This window comes from Lysobacterales bacterium (assembly GCA_014946745.1).
Lineage (GTDB): Bacteria > Pseudomonadota > Gammaproteobacteria > Xanthomonadales > Xanthomonadaceae > Aquimonas.
The window spans coordinates 622,597-639,423 of record JADCRD010000002.1; the positions used below are offsets into that span (position 1 = coordinate 622,597).

At 68.3% G+C, this 16,827-nt stretch carries 15 protein-coding genes; 8 read left to right on the plus strand and 7 right to left on the minus strand.

Features of this window, described 5'->3' with window-relative positions; all coding sequences use genetic code 11:
* Positions 1-14: 14 nt before the first annotated feature.
* On the minus strand, positions 15-2,696 hold the full coding sequence (locus tag H4O13_14815) for an EAL domain-containing protein (protein ID MBE5316660.1): 2,682 nt from the start codon (positions 2,694-2,696) through the stop codon (positions 15-17).
* Between the two features lie 230 nt (positions 2,697-2,926).
* On the opposite strand from H4O13_14815, the gene H4O13_14820 reads away from it, so the two are divergent.
* The 4 genes from H4O13_14820 (at position 2,927) to nudC (ending at position 5,796) form a co-directional block, all read left to right on the plus strand.
* Positions 2,927-3,649, plus strand: coding sequence for a hypothetical protein (locus tag H4O13_14820; GenBank protein MBE5316661.1), 723 nt, complete (start codon positions 2,927-2,929; stop codon positions 3,647-3,649).
* 207 nt (positions 3,650-3,856) lie between these two features.
* Positions 3,857-4,270 carry a polymer-forming cytoskeletal protein gene (locus H4O13_14825; protein ID MBE5316662.1) on the plus strand — a complete coding sequence of 138 codons (414 nt, stop codon included), beginning with the start codon at positions 3,857-3,859 and terminating at the stop codon, positions 4,268-4,270.
* Between the two features lie 214 nt (positions 4,271-4,484).
* On the plus strand, positions 4,485-4,844 hold the full coding sequence (erpA, locus tag H4O13_14830) for an iron-sulfur cluster insertion protein ErpA (protein ID MBE5316663.1): 360 nt from the start codon (positions 4,485-4,487) through the stop codon (positions 4,842-4,844).
* Positions 4,845-4,863: 19 nt separating this feature from the next.
* Complete coding sequence (gene nudC, locus H4O13_14835; protein ID MBE5316664.1) at positions 4,864-5,796, plus strand: NAD(+) diphosphatase; 933 nt, start codon at positions 4,864-4,866, stop codon at positions 5,794-5,796.
* Between the two features lie 39 nt (positions 5,797-5,835).
* On the opposite strand, the gene H4O13_14840 is transcribed toward nudC, so the two are convergent.
* The 5 genes from H4O13_14840 to H4O13_14860 all read right to left on the minus strand — a co-directional run bounded on the left by H4O13_14840 (position 5,836) and on the right by H4O13_14860 (position 9,635).
* Positions 5,836-6,696, minus strand: coding sequence for a ParB/RepB/Spo0J family partition protein (locus tag H4O13_14840; GenBank protein MBE5316665.1), 861 nt, complete (start codon positions 6,694-6,696; stop codon positions 5,836-5,838).
* 12 nt (positions 6,697-6,708) lie between these two features.
* Positions 6,709-7,497 carry a ParA family protein gene (locus H4O13_14845; GenBank protein ID MBE5316666.1) on the minus strand — a complete coding sequence of 263 codons (789 nt, stop codon included), beginning with the start codon at positions 7,495-7,497 and terminating at the stop codon, positions 6,709-6,711.
* A gap of 68 nt (positions 7,498-7,565) precedes the next feature.
* Complete coding sequence (rsmG, locus tag H4O13_14850; protein MBE5316667.1) at positions 7,566-8,219, minus strand: 16S rRNA (guanine(527)-N(7))-methyltransferase RsmG; 654 nt, start codon at positions 8,217-8,219, stop codon at positions 7,566-7,568.
* Positions 8,220-8,301: 82 nt separating this feature from the next.
* Complete coding sequence (locus H4O13_14855) at positions 8,302-8,751, minus strand: hypothetical protein (protein MBE5316668.1); 450 nt, start codon at positions 8,749-8,751, stop codon at positions 8,302-8,304.
* 242 nt (positions 8,752-8,993) lie between these two features.
* The gene (locus tag H4O13_14860; protein MBE5316669.1) at positions 8,994-9,635 is read right to left on the minus strand and encodes a TetR/AcrR family transcriptional regulator; all 642 of its coding nucleotides are present in this window, start codon (positions 9,633-9,635) and stop codon (positions 8,994-8,996) included.
* Between the two features lie 101 nt (positions 9,636-9,736).
* On the opposite strand from H4O13_14860, the gene H4O13_14865 reads away from it, so the two are divergent.
* From H4O13_14865 to H4O13_14880, 4 genes are all read left to right on the plus strand, one after another.
* Positions 9,737-10,867, plus strand: coding sequence for an efflux RND transporter periplasmic adaptor subunit (locus tag H4O13_14865; GenBank protein ID MBE5316670.1), 1,131 nt, complete (start codon positions 9,737-9,739; stop codon positions 10,865-10,867).
* A gap of 6 nt (positions 10,868-10,873) precedes the next feature.
* Positions 10,874-13,939 (plus strand): efflux RND transporter permease subunit, encoded by a 3,066-nt coding sequence (locus H4O13_14870; protein MBE5316671.1) that lies wholly within the window; start codon positions 10,874-10,876, stop codon positions 13,937-13,939.
* Between the two features lie 193 nt (positions 13,940-14,132).
* On the plus strand, positions 14,133-14,786 hold the full coding sequence (locus tag H4O13_14875) for a protein-L-isoaspartate O-methyltransferase (GenBank protein ID MBE5316672.1): 654 nt from the start codon (positions 14,133-14,135) through the stop codon (positions 14,784-14,786).
* Positions 14,787-14,824: 38 nt separating this feature from the next.
* Complete coding sequence (locus H4O13_14880; GenBank protein ID MBE5316673.1) at positions 14,825-16,243, plus strand: TolC family outer membrane protein; 1,419 nt, start codon at positions 14,825-14,827, stop codon at positions 16,241-16,243.
* Positions 16,244-16,334: 91 nt separating this feature from the next.
* On the opposite strand, the gene H4O13_14885 is transcribed toward H4O13_14880, so the two are convergent.
* Positions 16,335-16,763 (minus strand): CBS domain-containing protein, encoded by a 429-nt coding sequence (locus H4O13_14885; GenBank protein ID MBE5316674.1) that lies wholly within the window; start codon positions 16,761-16,763, stop codon positions 16,335-16,337.
* Between the last annotated feature and the right edge of the window lie 64 nt (positions 16,764-16,827).

The window sequence follows — 16,827 nt, forward strand, 5'->3', positions numbered from 1 at the left end:
GGTGGGCGACACGTTCAGAGCACCGCCGCTTGAAAGTCGAACTCAAGCTCCCGTGCGGCCTGCTGGACCAGATTGCCCTGGATGTAGTCGATGCCGCTCATCCACAGAGTGGCCGCCGCCTGCGCGTCCTCCACGCGCTGGCCGATGACCTGCAGGCCGTGACGGTGGCCGAGCTCGACCAGGGCGCGAAGCTCATCGCGCAAGGCGGGCGTCTGCGCTGCGGCCAGGTACTTGGGCGCGATCTTGACGAAGGACAAAGGCAGCCGCTTGAGCAGGGTTTCGGCCGAGTGCTCGCCGTCGAAGCGGCTGAGGCAGAACTGCACGCCGAGCGGCATCAAGTCGCGGCAGAAGGCTTCAACCGCATCGGCGCGGGCCTCGACATCTTCCAGCGGCAGTTCAATGACCAGGGCTTCGCCAGGCACCTGGCGGGCCGCCAGCTGGGCGCGGATCCATTCGGACTGCCCCGGCGACAGCAGGCTGCCCGTGGACTGGCTCACGAACAGGCGGACAGGCCGCGCACCGCTGCGCCGCTGATCGATCATGCGCACGGCCTGGGTCAGCACCCAGCGGTCGACTTCGAGAATGAGGTCGGCGCTTTCCGCCAGCGGAACGATGGCAGCGGCGGGATGCAGGCGGCCGTGATCATCGCGCAGGCGCAGCAGCGTCTGGTACTGGGCGTCGTCACCGCCCTGCAGCGCCACAATCGGCTGGTACAGAAGCTCGAAGCCGTCGGTGTCGATGGCGTTGCGGATCAGACTCAGCAGGGCGCTGGTCTGCGCTTCTGCGGGGCGCTGGGGCGGGGCGAAGCAGTGCACGCCGCGATCGCCGCTGCGCGCTTCACGAGCGGCGCGCTCGGCGGCATTGAGCATGGCGCCGGCGTCCGCGAAGTTGTGCTTGAACGAGGCAATGCCAGCCACCGCGCGCAGGCGGATCGGCTTGCCTTCGGCCTTGAACGGATGGGTGATCAGCACGTTGCGAAGATCTTGGGCGAGGCGCTCCAGTCCGGCCTCATCGCGCTCCTGCGAGGACACCACGAAACAGCCGTCGCTGTAGCGGCAGGCAAGTTCGCCTTCGCCGAGACCCTGGGTGATCTGCCCACCGGCTTCCGCGAGCAGCTGCTCCAGGGTGGTCAAGCCATAGCGCTCGCGCAGCTGCGGCGCGCCCTCGATCTCGACGAAGAGCAGGCCGCCCGGCTGGCCACGCACGTTGTCCGAAGCCAGAGTTTCGGCGAGCCGGTCGAGCACATAGCTGCGCCGGTGCAGGCCGGTGACCGGGTCGCGCGGATCACGCAGCTGCGCGCGCTCCTGCACGGCGCGGGCGCGGCGCACCCGGTTGTTCACCGCCGCGATCAGATGCTTGGGCCGGATCGGCTTCGAGAGGAAGTCGTCGCCACCAGCCGACAGCGCCTCGAAGTGCTTGTCCTGATCGCTTTCGCCCGACAGAAAGACGATCGGCGTGTGCAGGAACTCTTCGCGCTCGCGGATCAGTGCGGTCAACTCGGTGCCGTCGCAGTGCGGCATGTACAGATCCATCAGCACGAGGTCGGGACGGAACTCCTCCATCGCCTGCAGCACGTCGAAAGCCTCGTGCACCGAGCGCACCTCCATGCCGGCATTGCGCAGGATCGACTCCGCGAACAGCGCCTGCGAGCGGTCATCTTCGACCACCAGAACCCGATAGGTGGCCTCGCCGGCCGACACCAGCAGCTCGGCCAGCTTGGCCATCACCGCCTCGGCGCCTTCCGGACGCACCAGCAGGGCATCGGCGCCTGCACGACGCGCGACCAGGCGCGCCGGGATACTGTCTTCGTTCGAGATGACCAGCATCGGCAGGCGCGTACCGGTGCGTTCGCGGGTGGCGCGCAGCACCGCGCCCACGCCCTCGATGTCGTTCATGAAGGTGGCGTCGACGATGACCAGGTCGGGCGCCAGCGCGTTGAGGATCTCCTTGAGCTCCGAAGGCGATTCCAGCAGCTCCAGCTCGTAGCCCTGGGCTTCGAGGCGCTGGTCGAGCTCGCAGGCGAGCTCGCCACCGTCGGTGAGGTGATAGATGCGGCGACCGCTGCCGGGGCGTCCCGGTGGCTGCGCGCTGCGCACAGGTCGCACGGTTGGCGCGGCGGGCGTCGCAGCGCGTCCCGCCGTCCCGCGCTGCGGCGAAGCGGCCGGGGGCTCGGCGTCAGCGGTCTTGGGCGAGACGCTGGTCGCGGCAAGCACCAGGGCTTCCGCCGCCGGCGGCGCATCGCCCGCCCAGCGCCGCCAATAGCTTGGCGGAGGCGTTTCGGCGTGGAGCGGAGTCAGCGCCCCGCCTGAGGCGAGCGGCGCGGACGCTTCGACGTGGGCGTTGCTGGTCGGCAACTCCTCGGCCACCGCGGCGCCGGCGTGCGCCGCCAGCGAATCCAGCAGGGTCAGCAGATGACCGCTTCCGGTCTGGTCCGGCAGCCCGCCGGTGGCGGCCAACTCGTCCAGCAAGGTTTCCAGCATCAGCAGCTGTTCACTGGCTTCAAGCGCGCCGTAGCGGCCACTGGCGCCGGCCAAACGCTGCACATCCTCATGCAGCAGGCTCAGCCCATTGATGTCCCAGCCGGTTTCGCAGAAGCGCCGCGCACGGCGGCACACGGCCTCGATCCGCTTTGGCAGATGGCGCAGGAAGGCAAGTCTGAGTTCGGTGCGCTGCTGGCTTTCGTCCTGCGCGTACATGGCTTTCCAAGGCTGCGTTCACGGTAGACGCCCGCCGGAGACGCCAGATGTCCCGGGATGCGCCCGAACTATACCCATACGCACGGCGCACGGGCAGTTGCGCCGCGATGCAGGTTTCATGCTTGCGTCGCGCGATAGCTCCGGGTCGGCGTGTAATCGGCGGCGTCAGCGTCGATAATCCACGACCCCGCTCCGGCTGCCAAACCCCAATGAGTGCCGACAGTCCTTTTGTGATCGTTCCCCGCGATGCGGCCCGCCCGCGTCGACGCTGGCCGCTGCTGGTCGTGCTGTGGGGGCTGTCCCTGGCCGCCGTCGGTTGGGGCGTGCTGCAGTGGCCTTCCGGCGAAGGCGGTCAGGAGGGTGAATCGCCACAGGAGCTGCGCACCATGATCGAAAGCCTGCAGGCGCGGCTGGATGACCTGCGCCAGCGCAATCTGGTCCTGAAGCGCTCCGACGACATCAGCCGCGAGGCGAACCAGCAGCTGCAGCAGGATATTGCCGACCGTGACGAACGGATCGCTTCGCTGGAGGCCGATGTGGCCTTCTACGAGCGTCTGGTTGGCGGCAGCGGGCAGCGCCAGGGCCTGTCGATCCACAGTCTCAGCCTGCAAGCCGAGCCCAGCGGTGCCTGGCGCTTCCGCCTGACCTTGACCCAGAACGTCAAGAAAACCCAGCTTTCTCGCGGCGGCATCGCGCTGAGCATCGAGGGCGTGCAGGGCGGGCAGATGGCCGAGCTGGGCTGGTCGGAGCTGACCGAGCCCGAGACGCCGCGGCCCGAGTTCGCCTTCAAGTACTTCCAGCAGATCGAGGGCAACGTTCTTTTGCCAACGGGATTCACTCCGCATCGGGTGCGCGTGAGCGTCGACGGCGATGCCGGCAGCGCCGAGCGCAGCTTCGCTTGGGCCGAGGTCATCGCCGGAACCGCCATGCCCGAGGCAGAACCGACCCCTTGAGGAAAGTCCGAACAACTGCGTCCGGCAGTTGTTCAGACGGCGCGAGTCCGGCGCATGTCCGGACTCGCGCCCGCGGATCAAGCACTTGCGCGCCTGGTCTGCAGGCGCGACATCCTTGGCGCGCGGCGTCGCTGAAGACTTCCGCCTTGCCTTGAACGCGAGGTCGCACCCCAGTTCGCGGAACACCTACCCAGGAGAGCCATCACCATGTTCGGAAGCGACAAGAGCAAACAGGGACGCCCGAGCGGCGCGGGGGTGGAAACCCTGATCGGCCCGCGCGTGACGATTCGCGGCGACGTGCATTTCAGCGGCGGCCTGTACATCGAGGGCCGGATCGAGGGCGCGGTGCTTGCCGACGAAGCCGATGCGAACGCGCTGGTGACCCTGTCCGAACGCGGCAGCATCGAGGGCGAGGTGCGCGCGCCGCACGTGGTCGTGAACGGCCAGCTGCACGGCGACATCCACTCCAGTCAGCGCATTGAGCTGGCGGCCGCTGCGCGGGTCGAGGGCAATGTCCATTACCACACGGTCGAGATGCAGGCCGGCTCGATGTTGACCGGCCGCTTGATTCACATTGGCGGCGAGCCCAAGCGCCTCAGCGGCCCCGAAACCAGCGACTGAGCCCGCCAGCCGCGCGCGAGCTCTGCGCCCAGCGCGGGGCAGCCTTCGAGCGGAGCCCTGCGTCGCTTCAGCGAGCGGCCGCAGCGTCTTGCTGCGCTGCGGGCCCACGTTCAGCCGGAGACGACATCAGGCGAAGCGCGCTCGCTTAGGCTTGTGCAGGCCGCGCTCCGCCGCCATCTTCCCGCCCACCCCGTCGAATCGCCCCAAGGCCGCCATGTCCAGCGCTCCGAGCTACCAGACCATCGACGCCCCCCTGCTGTTCACCGACTCGGCCGCGGCCAAGGTGCGCAGCCTGATCGACGAGGAGGGCAACCCCGAGCTGAAGCTGCGGGTCTACATCACCGGCGGCGGCTGCTCGGGCTTCCAGTACGGCTTCGAGTTCGACGAGAACCAGGCCGAGGACGATCTGGCCGTCGAGCGCAGCGGCGTCACCCTGCTGGTGGACCCTCTGAGCCTTCAGTACCTCATGGGCGCCGAGGTCGACTACACCGAGAACCTCTCCGGCGCGCAGTTCGTCATCCGCAATCCCAACGCCAAGACCACCTGCGGCTGCGGCTCCTCGTTCTCGGCCTGAAGCCCGCGACCGACAGCCGATGAACCTGCCCCCGGAGCGCAGCCAGCGCAATCTGTTCACCGCTCTGGCGCTGGACCGCGCGGGCGAGCGTCGTGAAGACCCCGGCTGGTTGGCCGCCGCGTGGGCGCGCGGGCGAGTGATATGCGTGGATTTCGACGGCCGGGCCCTGCTTGTGCAGAGCCGTCTGCTGCATTGGCCGAGCACTCGCTTCGGTGAGGTGATGCCTGCGGATGCGAGCTTTCTCGGTCTGGAGAGCGAGACCCCCTGGTTCGCCCTGCCTGCCCAGGTCGGCGCAGACATCGACGTGCCGGATGACAGCCGGTGGCTGGGTTTGCGCGAGGCCGCCGCCGAGCTTTCGGGCTTCGAGAGCGGTCTGTTCGCCTACGCCAAGGCCTTGCTGCTGTGGCAGACACGGGCCCGCTTCTGCGGCGCCTGCGGCCGTCCCACCGTCCTGCGTCGAGCCGGTCACAGCGCACGCTGCACGGGCCCGGACTGTGGCCTGGAGGTGTTTCCACGTCTGGATGCAGCCATCATCGTGCTGGTCGAACACGAGGGCCGCTGCCTGCTCGGTCGCCAGGCCGGCTGGCCGGCCAAGCGCTACTCGACCCTGGCCGGCTTCGTCGAGCCGGGCGAGTCGCTTGAAGACGCCCTGCGCCGCGAAGTCATGGAGGAAGCCGGCGTCGCCGTGGCGCAGTGCCAGTACCACAGCTCCCAGCCCTGGCCGTTCCCGGCCTCGCTGATGCTGGGCTTCATCGCCCAGGCATCGAGCGCGCGCATCGAAATCGGCGAGGAGCTTGAGGATGCGCGCTGGTTCGAGCCGGAGGCGCTGATCGAAGCCATCGAGCAGCGCGAACTGCGCCTGCCGCCGCCGATCTCGGTGTCGCGTCGGCTGATCGAGGACTGGCTGGAAGCGCGCGGCTGGCCGCTGCCCGCGCATCTCGCACTGCGCTGAAGGAAACGCGCAGACGTATCGGTGTCTCGTCGGCAGGAGTCAGCGGCGGATCTTCTCGAGGATGCCTTCCAGCTCGTCGAGGCTGAAGTACTGCACCACCAGCTTGCCGCGGCCGCCGCGACCGTGCTGCACGGCGACCTTGGCCGACAGCAGCTCGCCGAGCTCGCGCTCCAGGTTCTGGATGTCCGGGTCGGGCTTCTTCGGCGCCGGTGCCGGTTGACTGTCGCCGCGCTGGATGGCCTGTACGCGGCGCTCGATCTCACGCACCGACCACTGTTCTTCGGCCGCCTGGCGGGCCAGCGCCTCGGCTTGCGCGGGCGGCAAGGTCAACAGCGCGCGCGCGTGGCCCATCTCGATGCGGCGCGCCTCGACCAACTTGCGGATCGGTTCGGGCAGCTCAAGCAGGCGCAGCAGGTTGCTGACCGCCGCACGCGAGCGGCCGACCGCTTCGGCCGTCTGCTGGTGGGTCAGCTGGAACTCGTCGATCAGGCGCTGCAATGCCAGCGCTTCTTCCAGCGGATTCAGGTCCTCGCGCTGGATGTTCTCGATCAGCGCCATCGCCAGCGCGGCGTGGTCGTCGCTCTCGCGCACCACGCAGGGGACCTCGCGCAGCTCGGCCAGCTGCGCGGCGCGCCAGCGGCGCTCGCCGGCGATGATCTCGTAGCGGTCGCGGGCGACCGGCCGCACGATGATCGGCTGGATCAGGCCCTGCGCGCGGATCGAGTCCGCCAGCTCCTGCAGACGCTCGCGGTCCATGTGGCTGCGCGGCTGGTACTTGCCCGGCTGCAGGGCCTCGATCGGCAGCTCGCGAAGACGCTCCGGCTCGGCCGTCGGACGGTCGTTGCCGCCGCCCAGCAAGGCATCGAGGCCGCGTCCCAGGCCGCGCTTCTTGGCACTCATGTCAGGCCTTGATCAATGGTGTTCGGTGGATGCCGCAGGATGCTTCTCGCGGCGAATCATCTCGCCGGCGAGACCCAGGTAGGCGATGCTGCCGCGCGAGGCCCGGTCGTAGCTGATGATGCTCTGGCCATGGCTGGGCGCCTCGGCCACGCGCACGTTGCGCGGGATCATGGTGCGGAAGACCTTGTCGCCGAAGTGCTGGGTCAACTGGGCGGAGACGTCGTTGGCGAGGTTGTTGCGGACGTCGTACATGGTGCGCAGGATGCCTTCGACCTCCAGCTGCGGATTGAGCCGCGCCTTCACCGCACGGATGGTGTCCATCAGCGCCGACAGGCCTTCCAGCGCGAAGTACTCGCACTGCATCGGCACCAGCACGCCATGGGCGGCGGTGAGCGCGTTCAGCGTCAGCAGGTTCAGCGAAGGCGGACAGTCGATCAGGATGTACTGATAGCGATCGGCCACCTGGGCAAGGCATTCCTTCAGGCGTTGCTCGCGCGCCAGCGCGTCCATCAACTTCACTTCGGCCGCGGTCAGGTCGGTGTTGCCGGGCAGCACGTCGAAGCCGCCCGAAGATCCGACGATAGCCTCGGCGATCGGCACTTCCTCAAGCAGCACGTCGCAGCCGGTGTGGGCGACCTCGTTCTTCTCGACGCCGCTGGCCATGGTCGCGTTGCCCTGCGGGTCCATGTCGACCAGCAGCACGCGCTTGCGCGCCTCGGCCAGCGCCGCGGCAAGGTTGACCGCAGTCGTGGTCTTGCCGACGCCACCCTTCTGGTTGGCGATTGCGATGATTCGGGCCATCTCGACTCCGTGCTGTGCTGCCGTGCCGTCCGCCTGCATCACTGCCGCAGGATGCGCGCCGTCGCCGCTCATGCCGTCTCCCGCTTCAGCACCAGCAGGTGGCGCTCGCCCTCGACTTCGGGCACCTCCAACCGACGCGAGCGCTCCAGCACCCAAGCAGTGGGCACCTCCGCCAGCTCTTCGGCGGGCCACTGGCCCTTCATCGCCAGCAGTCGACCCTCCGGTTTCAGCAGATGCCCACCGAAGGCGATGAGCTGGGCAAGACTACCCAAGGCGCGGGCCGAGAGACAGTCGTAGCTGCCGGCCGCATCGACGTGCTCGGCGCGACAGTCGAACACGCGCACATTGGCAAGCTTCAGCTGGCGAACGACTTCGCGCAGAAAACGGGCCTTCTTGCCGACCGGCTCGACCAGACTGACCTCAAGCTGCGGGCGCACGATGGCCAGCGGAATCCCGGGCAACCCGGCGCCGCTGCCGATATCGATCAGAGCGCCATCGGGCACGTCGCCCAGAATGCTCAGCGAATCCAGCAGGTGCAGGCCCAGCATCTGCTGCGGATCGCGCACGGCGGTGAGGTTGTAGGTGCCGTTCCAGCGCTGCAGCAGGGCCAGGTAGGCCAGCAGGGGCTCGGCCACGCTGGCATCCACGCCCAGCCGCAGCAGGCCCTCGCGCAGACGAGGCGCGAGCGCGGCGATGTCGCCGGGCAGTTCGGGGGAGGTCATCAAGCGGAGGAGGGTGCCTTGCAGGGGGCGCAAGTATCGGCACGCCGCCGGGGTGACGCAAATCGAGGCTGGCCTTGCGAGCTTAGGCGGTCGCGGGCAGAACGCAGCGAACGACCCGCAGCCCGCGGCTTGCCAGCGTTTCGTTGAGCTGCTGGCGCACCTGCTGATCGAGCGCCTGCACGCCAGCGTTTGTCAGGGTCAGTCGACTCAGGGTTTCGCTGGCGGTGCGCTGGACGTACTGATCGATCGCCTCCAGCGCCTCGCCAGTCTGCCGCGGGTCGATGATCTGGTAGTACACCGCGCCGCGAACTGTGGCCTGATTCAGCGGGACGGCGTGGCCAATCAGGTTCACTCGCTGACCCACGCGCTCGATCAGCGGCAGCACGAAGCCCAAGCCCGGCGGCAGCGTGCGGACGTAGCGGCCGAAGCGCCGGACGGTGAACGCGCGACCCTCGGGCACCCAGCGCAGACTGGACACAAGAAGGGCGAGAACGGCCAGCGGCGCGAGCAGAGTGAAGGCTGAAAAGCTCATTGCATCAAACCTTTGCGGGACGATTCGCAGAATCAGGATGAGCTTGCGTCGGCAACAGCCTAGCCTGCCTGCGATTAACGGCAAATTTACCCTCGATGATTGCAACCAACTGTGACACGGCCGGCAGATGCGCGCACTGCCTGACCACCGGTGGCAGCAAAGGCGCACGCAATGGTTCCGAGCGGCGCGCGATCGCGGCCGCTTGCGTGGGTCCGTCGGCTCGGCAGCCTGAGCTTTGCGGCTCAGCCCCGCGGGCTGTAGGCGCGCAGGAACAGCTCCAACACGCTTTCGATGTGTTCGGGGCCTTCGCAATCGCTGCCACACAGCGGACAGCCGATCAGCTGACGCATGTGCGCTTCGCCCTTGATGAGGCAGAAGAAGTGGCCGGCCGCGCGGCGCGGGTCAGGGACATCGAGACTGCCGGCGCGGTTGGCGGCTGTCAGAAAGGCCTCGAAAGCTTCCAGAATCCGCTTCGGGCCCGCGGCGTAGAACAGCTCGGCCAGCTTGCCGTTGGAGTCTCCCTGCGCCGCCATCATCCGATAGAAGCTCACCGACTCGGGCGAGAGGATGAGGCTGTGAAAGCCGGTCGCGATCGCACGCAGCTGCTCACGCATCGGACCGCGGCCAGGCTCGGGGCGGAACACCGACTCCGGCAGCTGCTCCTCGCACTTGGCCTTGACCGTCTCGGCGAACAGCGTGTCCTTGTCGCTGAAGTGGCTGTAGACGGTGAGCTTGGACACGCCGGCTTCGGCGGCGATCGCATCCATGCTGACGCCATCGAAACCGCGCAGCGGAAACAGGCGCTTGGCCGCATCCAGGATGGCGGCGCGCTTTTCGGGATCCTTGGGTCGGCCGGGGCCTTTGGGGGAGCGTTGGACTTGCATTGGTCTAGTCTAGCCGCACTGACAAATTAAATACTGGACTGGTCAGTATTTTAATTCTAGGATCTGCCCCACTTCCCCCGCTCTCCGACCGAGTCCTCGCCATGGACACGCCTTCGCGCCCTTTTCGTCTCGCCGCCACCCTGCTGCCAGGCGTGAGCTTGATCAGTCTCTGCCTGCTGCTGGCGGGCTGCGGTTCTGAGCCCGCCCCGCCCGACCCGGTGCGCCCCGCCATCGTGGTGCAGCCGCAGGCGGAGGAAGCGAGCTTCAGCGCCTATGCCGGTGAGGTCCGCGCGCGGCACGAGCCGGCCCTGGCCTTCCGCGTCGGCGGCAAGATCCGTCGGCGTCTGGTCGAAGTCGGCGAACGCGTGATCAACGACCAGCCGCTGGCCGAGCTCGAACCTCAGGATCTCGGCCTGCAGGTCGAGGCCAGCCGCGCCCAGCTCGCCGCCGCCCAGTCCGAGCGTGAGCTCGCGCGCTCCGAATTCACCCGCCAGCAGTCGCTGCGCGAGCGCGGCCTGGCCAGCGCCTCGGCCTTCGACGGCGCGCAGGCGCGGCTGCGAGCGACCGAATCGCAGGTCGAAGCGGCCCAAGCCCAGCTCGAAGTAGCCCGCAATCAGGCCGGCTACGCGGTGCTGCGTGCGCCGGCGGCCGGGGTGATCGCACAGCGACTCGCTGAAGCCGGCCAAGTGGTCGCCGCGGGCCAGCCGGTGTTTGTGCTGGCCGAGGACGGCGAGCGCGAAGTCGCCATCGCCATCCCGGAGCACGCCATTGCCCAAGTGGCCTTGGAGCAGCCCGTGCAGATCCAGCTCTGGTCGCAGCGCGAGCGCGCGCTCAGCGGCCGCATCCGCGAATTGGCCCCGGCGGCCGATCCCGCCTCGCGCACCTATGCTGCGCGCGTCGCCATCGCTGACACCACCGAGGGTGTAGAGCTGGGACAGAGCGCACGGGTGTATCTGAATGGCGCCATCGCCGCCGAACTCAAACTGCCCTTGGCGGCGGTGTCGGCGAGCGAGGGTCAAGCCTACGTGCTGCGCTTCGATCCGGGCACGGGCACGGTGCAGAAGCGCACGGTGCAAGTCGGCGCCTACAGCGAAACCAGCGTGCCGGTGCTCAGTGGAATCAGCGCGCAGGACTGGATCGTCGCTGGCGGCGTGCATCTGCTGCGCGACGGCCAGGCGATCCGTCCGGTCGATCGCGACAACCGTCCGCTCGATCTGGCCCCGGGGCAGTAAGCCGCCATGACCGGCTTCAATCTTTCCGAATGGGCCCTGCGCAACCGCAGCCTGGTGGTCTACGCCATGCTCGGGCTGGCGCTCATGGGCATCGTCTCCTACGGCCGGCTCGGCCAAAGCGAGGATCCGCCCTTCACCTTCAAGGTGATGGTCGTTCGCACCCTGTGGCCGGGTGCCTCGGCTGAAGAAGTGGCGCGCCAGATCACCGACCGGGTCGAGCGCAAGCTCATGGAAACCGGCAACTACGAGTACATCCGCGCCTACTCGCGGCCGGGCGAATCGCTGGTGCAGTTCGTGGCCAAGGATTCGCTGCGCTCCAAGGACCTGCCCGAGCTCTGGTACCAGGTGCGCAAGAAGGTGGGCGACCTGCGGCCGACGCTGCCGGCCGGCATCCAGGGGCCGTTCTTCAACGACGAGTTTGGCGACACCTTCGGCAACATCTACGCGCTCTCGGGCGCCGGCTTCGACTACGCCACGCTCAAGGACTACGCCGAACGGCTCGAGCTTGAGCTGATGCGCGTGCCTGACGTCGGCAAGATCGAGCTGATCGGCCTGCAGCAGGAGCGCATCTGGATCGAGCTCAGCAATACCAAACTGGCCGCGCTCGGCCTGCCACTGGCGGAGGTGCAGCGCGCGCTCGACGAGCAGAACGCGGTGACCGAGGCGAGCTTTTTCGAGACCCCTGGCGAGCGCGTGCGTCTGCGGGTGTCCGGCCGCTTCGATGACGTCGAGGACATCCGCGGCTTCGCCCTTCGCGTGGGCGATCGCGACTTCCGCATCGGCGACGTCGCCGAGGTGTTCCGCGGCTTCTCCGACCCGCCCGAACCGCGCATGCGCTTCATGGGCGAGGACGCCATCGGCATCGCCGTGTCGATGCGCAGGGGTGGCGACATCATCCGCCTCGGCGAACGCCTTGAAGACGAGTTCCAGCGCCTGCAGCAGAACCTGCCGGTCGGCATGAGCCTGCAGAAAGTCTCGGATCAGCCGGCTGCGGTACGCGCTTCGATCCGCGAGTTCGTGCAGGTGCTGGCCGAGGCCGTGATCATCGTGCTGCTGGTGAGCTTCTTCTCGCTTGGCTTCCGCACCGGCCTGGTGGTGGCGCTGTCGATCCCGCTGGTGCTGGCGATGACCTTCGCCGGCATGTACTACTTCGGCATCGGCCTGCACAAGATCTCACTGGGTGCGCTGGTGCTGGCGCTCGGCCTGCTGGTCGACGACGCGATCATCGCGGTCGAAATGATGGCCATCAAGATGGAACAGGGCTTCGATCGCCTGCGCGCTGCGGCCTTCGCCTGGACCTCGACCGCGTTCCCGATGCTGACCGGCACCCTGATCACCGCGGCAGGCTTTCTGCCGATCGCCACCGCGGCCTCCAGCACCGGCGAGTACACGCGCTCCATCTTCGAGGTGGTGACCCTGGCCCTGGTGGTGTCATGGATTGCCGCCGTGGTCTTCGTGCCCTACCTGGGCGACCGCCTGCTGCCGGACTTCAAGAAAGACGGCCATGCGCATGCGCCCGACCCGTACGAGAAGCCCTTCTACCAGCGCTTCCGCGGCGTGGTCGCCTGGTGTGTCGAGCGGCGCTGGACGGTGATCGCGGTGACCGTGCTGGTGTTCGCGGGCTCGCTGGCGCTGTTCCGACTGGTGCCGCAGCAGTTCTTTCCGGCCTCGGCTCGGCTGGAACTGATGGTCGACTTCAAGCTGGCCGAGGGCAGCTCGCTGGCGGCGACCGAAGCGCAGGCTCGGCGCTTCGAGGCGCTGCTGGCCGAGCGCGAGGACATCGAGAACTACGTGGCCTACGTGGGCACCGGCTCGCCGCGCTTCTATCTGCCGCTGGATCAGCAGCTGCCGCAGACCGGGTTCGCCCAGTTCGTGCTGCTGACCCGTTCGATCGAAGAGCGCGAAGCCCTGCGCGGCTGGCTGCTGGAGAACCTGCCGCAGCAGTTCCCGCAGGTGCGGACGCGGGTCTCGCGACTGGAGAACGGGCCGCCAGTGGGCTACCCGGTGCAGTTCCGCGTCTCCGGCGAGCACATCGACGTGGTCCGCAAGCACGCCCACGCCGTGGAGGAGCGGATGCGCGCTCACCCAGGCCTGTTCAACGTGCACCTCGACTGGGAAGAGCCGAGCAAGATCGTGCGGCTGGAGATCGAGCAGGAGCGCGCGCGCGCGCTCGGCGTAAGCTCGACCCAGCTCGCGCTGTTCCTACAGGGCTCGCTGTCGGGCACGCCGGTCAGCACCCTGCGTGAGGACAACGAACAGGTGCAGATCCTGCTGCGCGGCCCGGCCGAAGAGCGCGCCAGTCTGTCGATGCTGGGCAGCCTGGCGGTGCCGACCAGCCGCGGCGGCAGCGTGCCGCTCAGCCAGATCGCGCGGCTGGAATACGGCTTCGAGGAGGGCATCGTCTGGCACCGCAACCGCCTGCCGACGGTGACCGTGCGTGCCGATATCGTCGACGGCGTACAGCCGGCGACGGCCGCAGCCGAGCTTGCGCCGCAGATGGCCGAGCTCCGCGCCGAGCTGCCCTCGGGCTATCTGCTGGAGGTGGGCGGCTCGGTGGAAGACGCCGGCCGCGGCTCGCGCTCGATCGCCGCCGGCATGCCGCTGTTCTTCGGCGTGGTGTTCACCCTGCTAATGCTGCAGCTGCGCAGCTTCGGCAACTCGGTGATCGTGCTGCTGACTGCACCGCTGGGCCTGATCGGCGTCACCGCCTTTCTGCTCCTCTTCGACCGGCCCTTCGGCTTCGTCGCGATGCTTGGCACCATCGCGCTGGCCGGCATGATCATGCGCAACTCGGTGATCCTGGTGGATCAGATCGAACACGACCTCGCCGAAGGCACGCCGCCGGTCGAGGCGATCGTAGAGGCCACTGTGCGCCGCTTCCGGCCCATCGTGCTCACGGCGCTCACCGCGATCCTGGCCATGATCCCGCTGTCGCGCAGCGCCTTCTTCGGCCCGATGGCGGTGGCGATCATGGGCGGACTGCTGGTGGCCACGGCGCTCACGCTGCTGTTCCTGCCGGCCCTGTACGCCGCCTGGCACCGCGTGCGCCCAGCCGACGCTGCCCGCGCATGAGGCGCCCCCTGTCTTCGGTCAGGGTGACTTTCCGCACTGCGGTCGCAGCGACGGATCGGGCACCGTAGATTGTGCATGGAAGCGGGGTTCGGGCCGCCCCGCACCGCCTTCATTTGGCGGGGCACAAGGCCAACGCCTACAATTCGCGGCTACGCGCCCGCGCCACGCGGGGCACCGCAGGCAGGACACGAACATGGCAGTTGATTTCGAGCAGGCCCGTTTTGCGATGGTCGAGCAGCAGGTCCGCCCCTGGGAGGTGCTGGACTTCCGCGTGCTTGACGTCATCGGCTCGGTCAGGCGTGAGGATTTCGCCCCCACCCGCCACCGCAAGTTGGCGTACGCCGATCTGGCCCTGCCGCTGGAGCACGGCGAATTCATGCTCAAGCCGGTGATCGAAGGCCGCCTGCTGCAGGCCTTGGATCTGTCCCCCGAGCACGAGGTGCTGGAGATCGGCACCGGCTCCGGCTACCTCACCGCCTGCCTCGCGCGGCTGGCGCGGGCCGTGCAGAGCATCGACGTGCACGCCGATTTTGTCGATCGCGCCCGCGCCCGCCTGCAGGCCGCAGGCCTCGCCAACATCAACCTTGAAGCCGGCTGCGCGCTGCGCTTCCAGCCCGCTCGGCAGTTCGATGCGGTCGCCATCGGTGGCGCCGTCGCTGAAGTGCCCGAGCGCTTTCTGAGCTGGGTGCGACCCGGCGGCAAGCTGTTCGCGATCCGCGGCCACAGCCCGGTGCAGGAAGCGGTGCTCTACACCCGCGCCGAGCACGGCTGGGCCGTGGAAAGCCTGTTCGAAACCGACGTCCCCTACCTCCACGGCGCCGAGCCGGTGCAGCGCTTCGCGCTGTAGTCCGACCCTGACGCCCCACGCTCGCCAAAGGAACTGCCATGCGACTGCCCAGCCTGCGTCCCCTGAGTTTCGCCCTCGCCCTTGCTGCCGCTGGCAGCGCCGGCGCCGCCGACCTGATGCAGGCCTACGAGCTCGCCCGGCAGAGCGACCCGCAGCTGGCTGCCGTCGAAGCCCAGCGCATGGCCACGGGTGAGGGCGTGGTGCAGAGCCGGTCGGCGCTGCTGCCGCAGTTGGGTGCCTCGGCAGGCTTCAGCGACAGCTCGGGCAAGAGCTCACGCTTCACCATCACCGAGGACCTCGACGGCGGATTCCTGTTCGGCCGCGAGATCTCGCGCAGCGAATCACGATCGAAGGACTGGAGCATCAACCTCCAGCAGAGCCTGTACGACCACAGCAACTACACTCGCCTGCGTGCAAGCCGTTCGCGTGCTGGTGCCGCCGATGCCGACTACGATGCGGCGGTCGATGGCCTGGCCCTGCGTGTGGCTCAGGCCTACTTCACCACCCTGACCGCGGTCGACAGCCTGGTGTTCGCCCGCGCCGACGAGCGCGCAGTCAAGCGCCAGCTGGACCAGGCCGAGCAGCGCTTCGAGGTCGGCCTGACCGCGATCACTGACGTGCACGAAGCGCGTGCCCGCTACGACGCCTCTCGCGCTGCCGCGATCAACGCCGCCAACGCGCTGGACGATGCGCGCGAGGCCCTGGCCGAGCTGACCGGCGAGTACCTGCAGAACCTGCAGGGTCTCGACGAGGATTTCCGCCCCTCGATGCCCGAGCCGGCCAATCTCGATCAGTGGGTGCAGACTGCGATCAACGAGAACCCGGTGCTGCGCTCACGCGCCCTGGCGCTGGAAGCGGCACAGCAGGACATTGCGACTGCGCGCTCAGCCCACTTGCCGACACTTGGGCTCACCGCCGGACGCAACGGCGGCCCCAGCTGGGGCGACGCGGTGCTGGCCTCTGGCCTGACCCGCCCCACGGGCAGTGAGACCCTGGGCAGCTCGATCAGCGTGAACCTCAACATCCCGCTGTACACCGGTGGCCGCGTGCAGTCGCAGGTCCGCCAGGCTGTGTACACGCGTGATGCCAACGAAGACCGCCTGGAGCAGGAGCGCCGCGCGGTCACGCGCCAGACCCGCAACGCCTACCGCGCGGTGCTGGCCGGCATCTCCGAGATCGAGGCGCGCGCGCAGGCGCTGGTGTCCGCGCGCAGCGCGCTTGAGGCGACGGAGGCCGGCTTCGAGGTCGGCACCCGCACCATCGTCGACGTGCTGCTCTCGCAGCAGGTGCTGACCAGCGCCCAGCGTGACTATTCGAACGCCCGCCACAACTTCCTGGTGAACGGGCTGGCGCTGAAGCAGGCCGCCGGCGTCATCGACGTCAAGGACATCGCGGCGGTCAACCGCCTGCTGGTGCGTGACGCTGAAGCGGCGCTTGCGGAGTTCCAGAACGACTGAGTCGCGGTCCAAAGGCTCACAGCACTTCGGGGCGCCGCAGGGCGCCCCGATTGTTTGCGGCACCCGCGAGCCGGCCAAGAACCCGCGCAGTTCAGCCGGCGATGTACTGCTGCAGCTGTTCGATCTCCTGCTCCTGCTCGCGGATCACCCACTTCAGCAGGTCGCCGATCGAGATCAGGCCCACCACGCTGCCGCCGTCCACCACGGGCAGGTGGCGGATGCGCTTCTCGGTGACGATCTGCATGCAGCGGCGGATGTCCTCGCCAGGGCTCACGGTGAGCACCGGGCTCGACATGATGTCGGCCACGGGCGTGTCCTGCGAACTGCGCCCCTTGAGAATCACCTTGCGCGCGTAGTCACGCTCGGTGGCGATGCCGACCAGCTGGTCGCCGCGCATCACCAGCACCGAGCCGATGCCATGCTCGGCCATCTGCCGGATCACCTCCAGCACCGGCGTCTGCTCGGTCACGCAGACGACCTGCGCGGTCTTGCCTTCAAGAATCTGTCGGATGCTGTGCATGCCGTGGCCTCCCCCGTGGTGGACATGTGCGCCGGACTATACGCCCGTAAAGGCGGGGATTAGG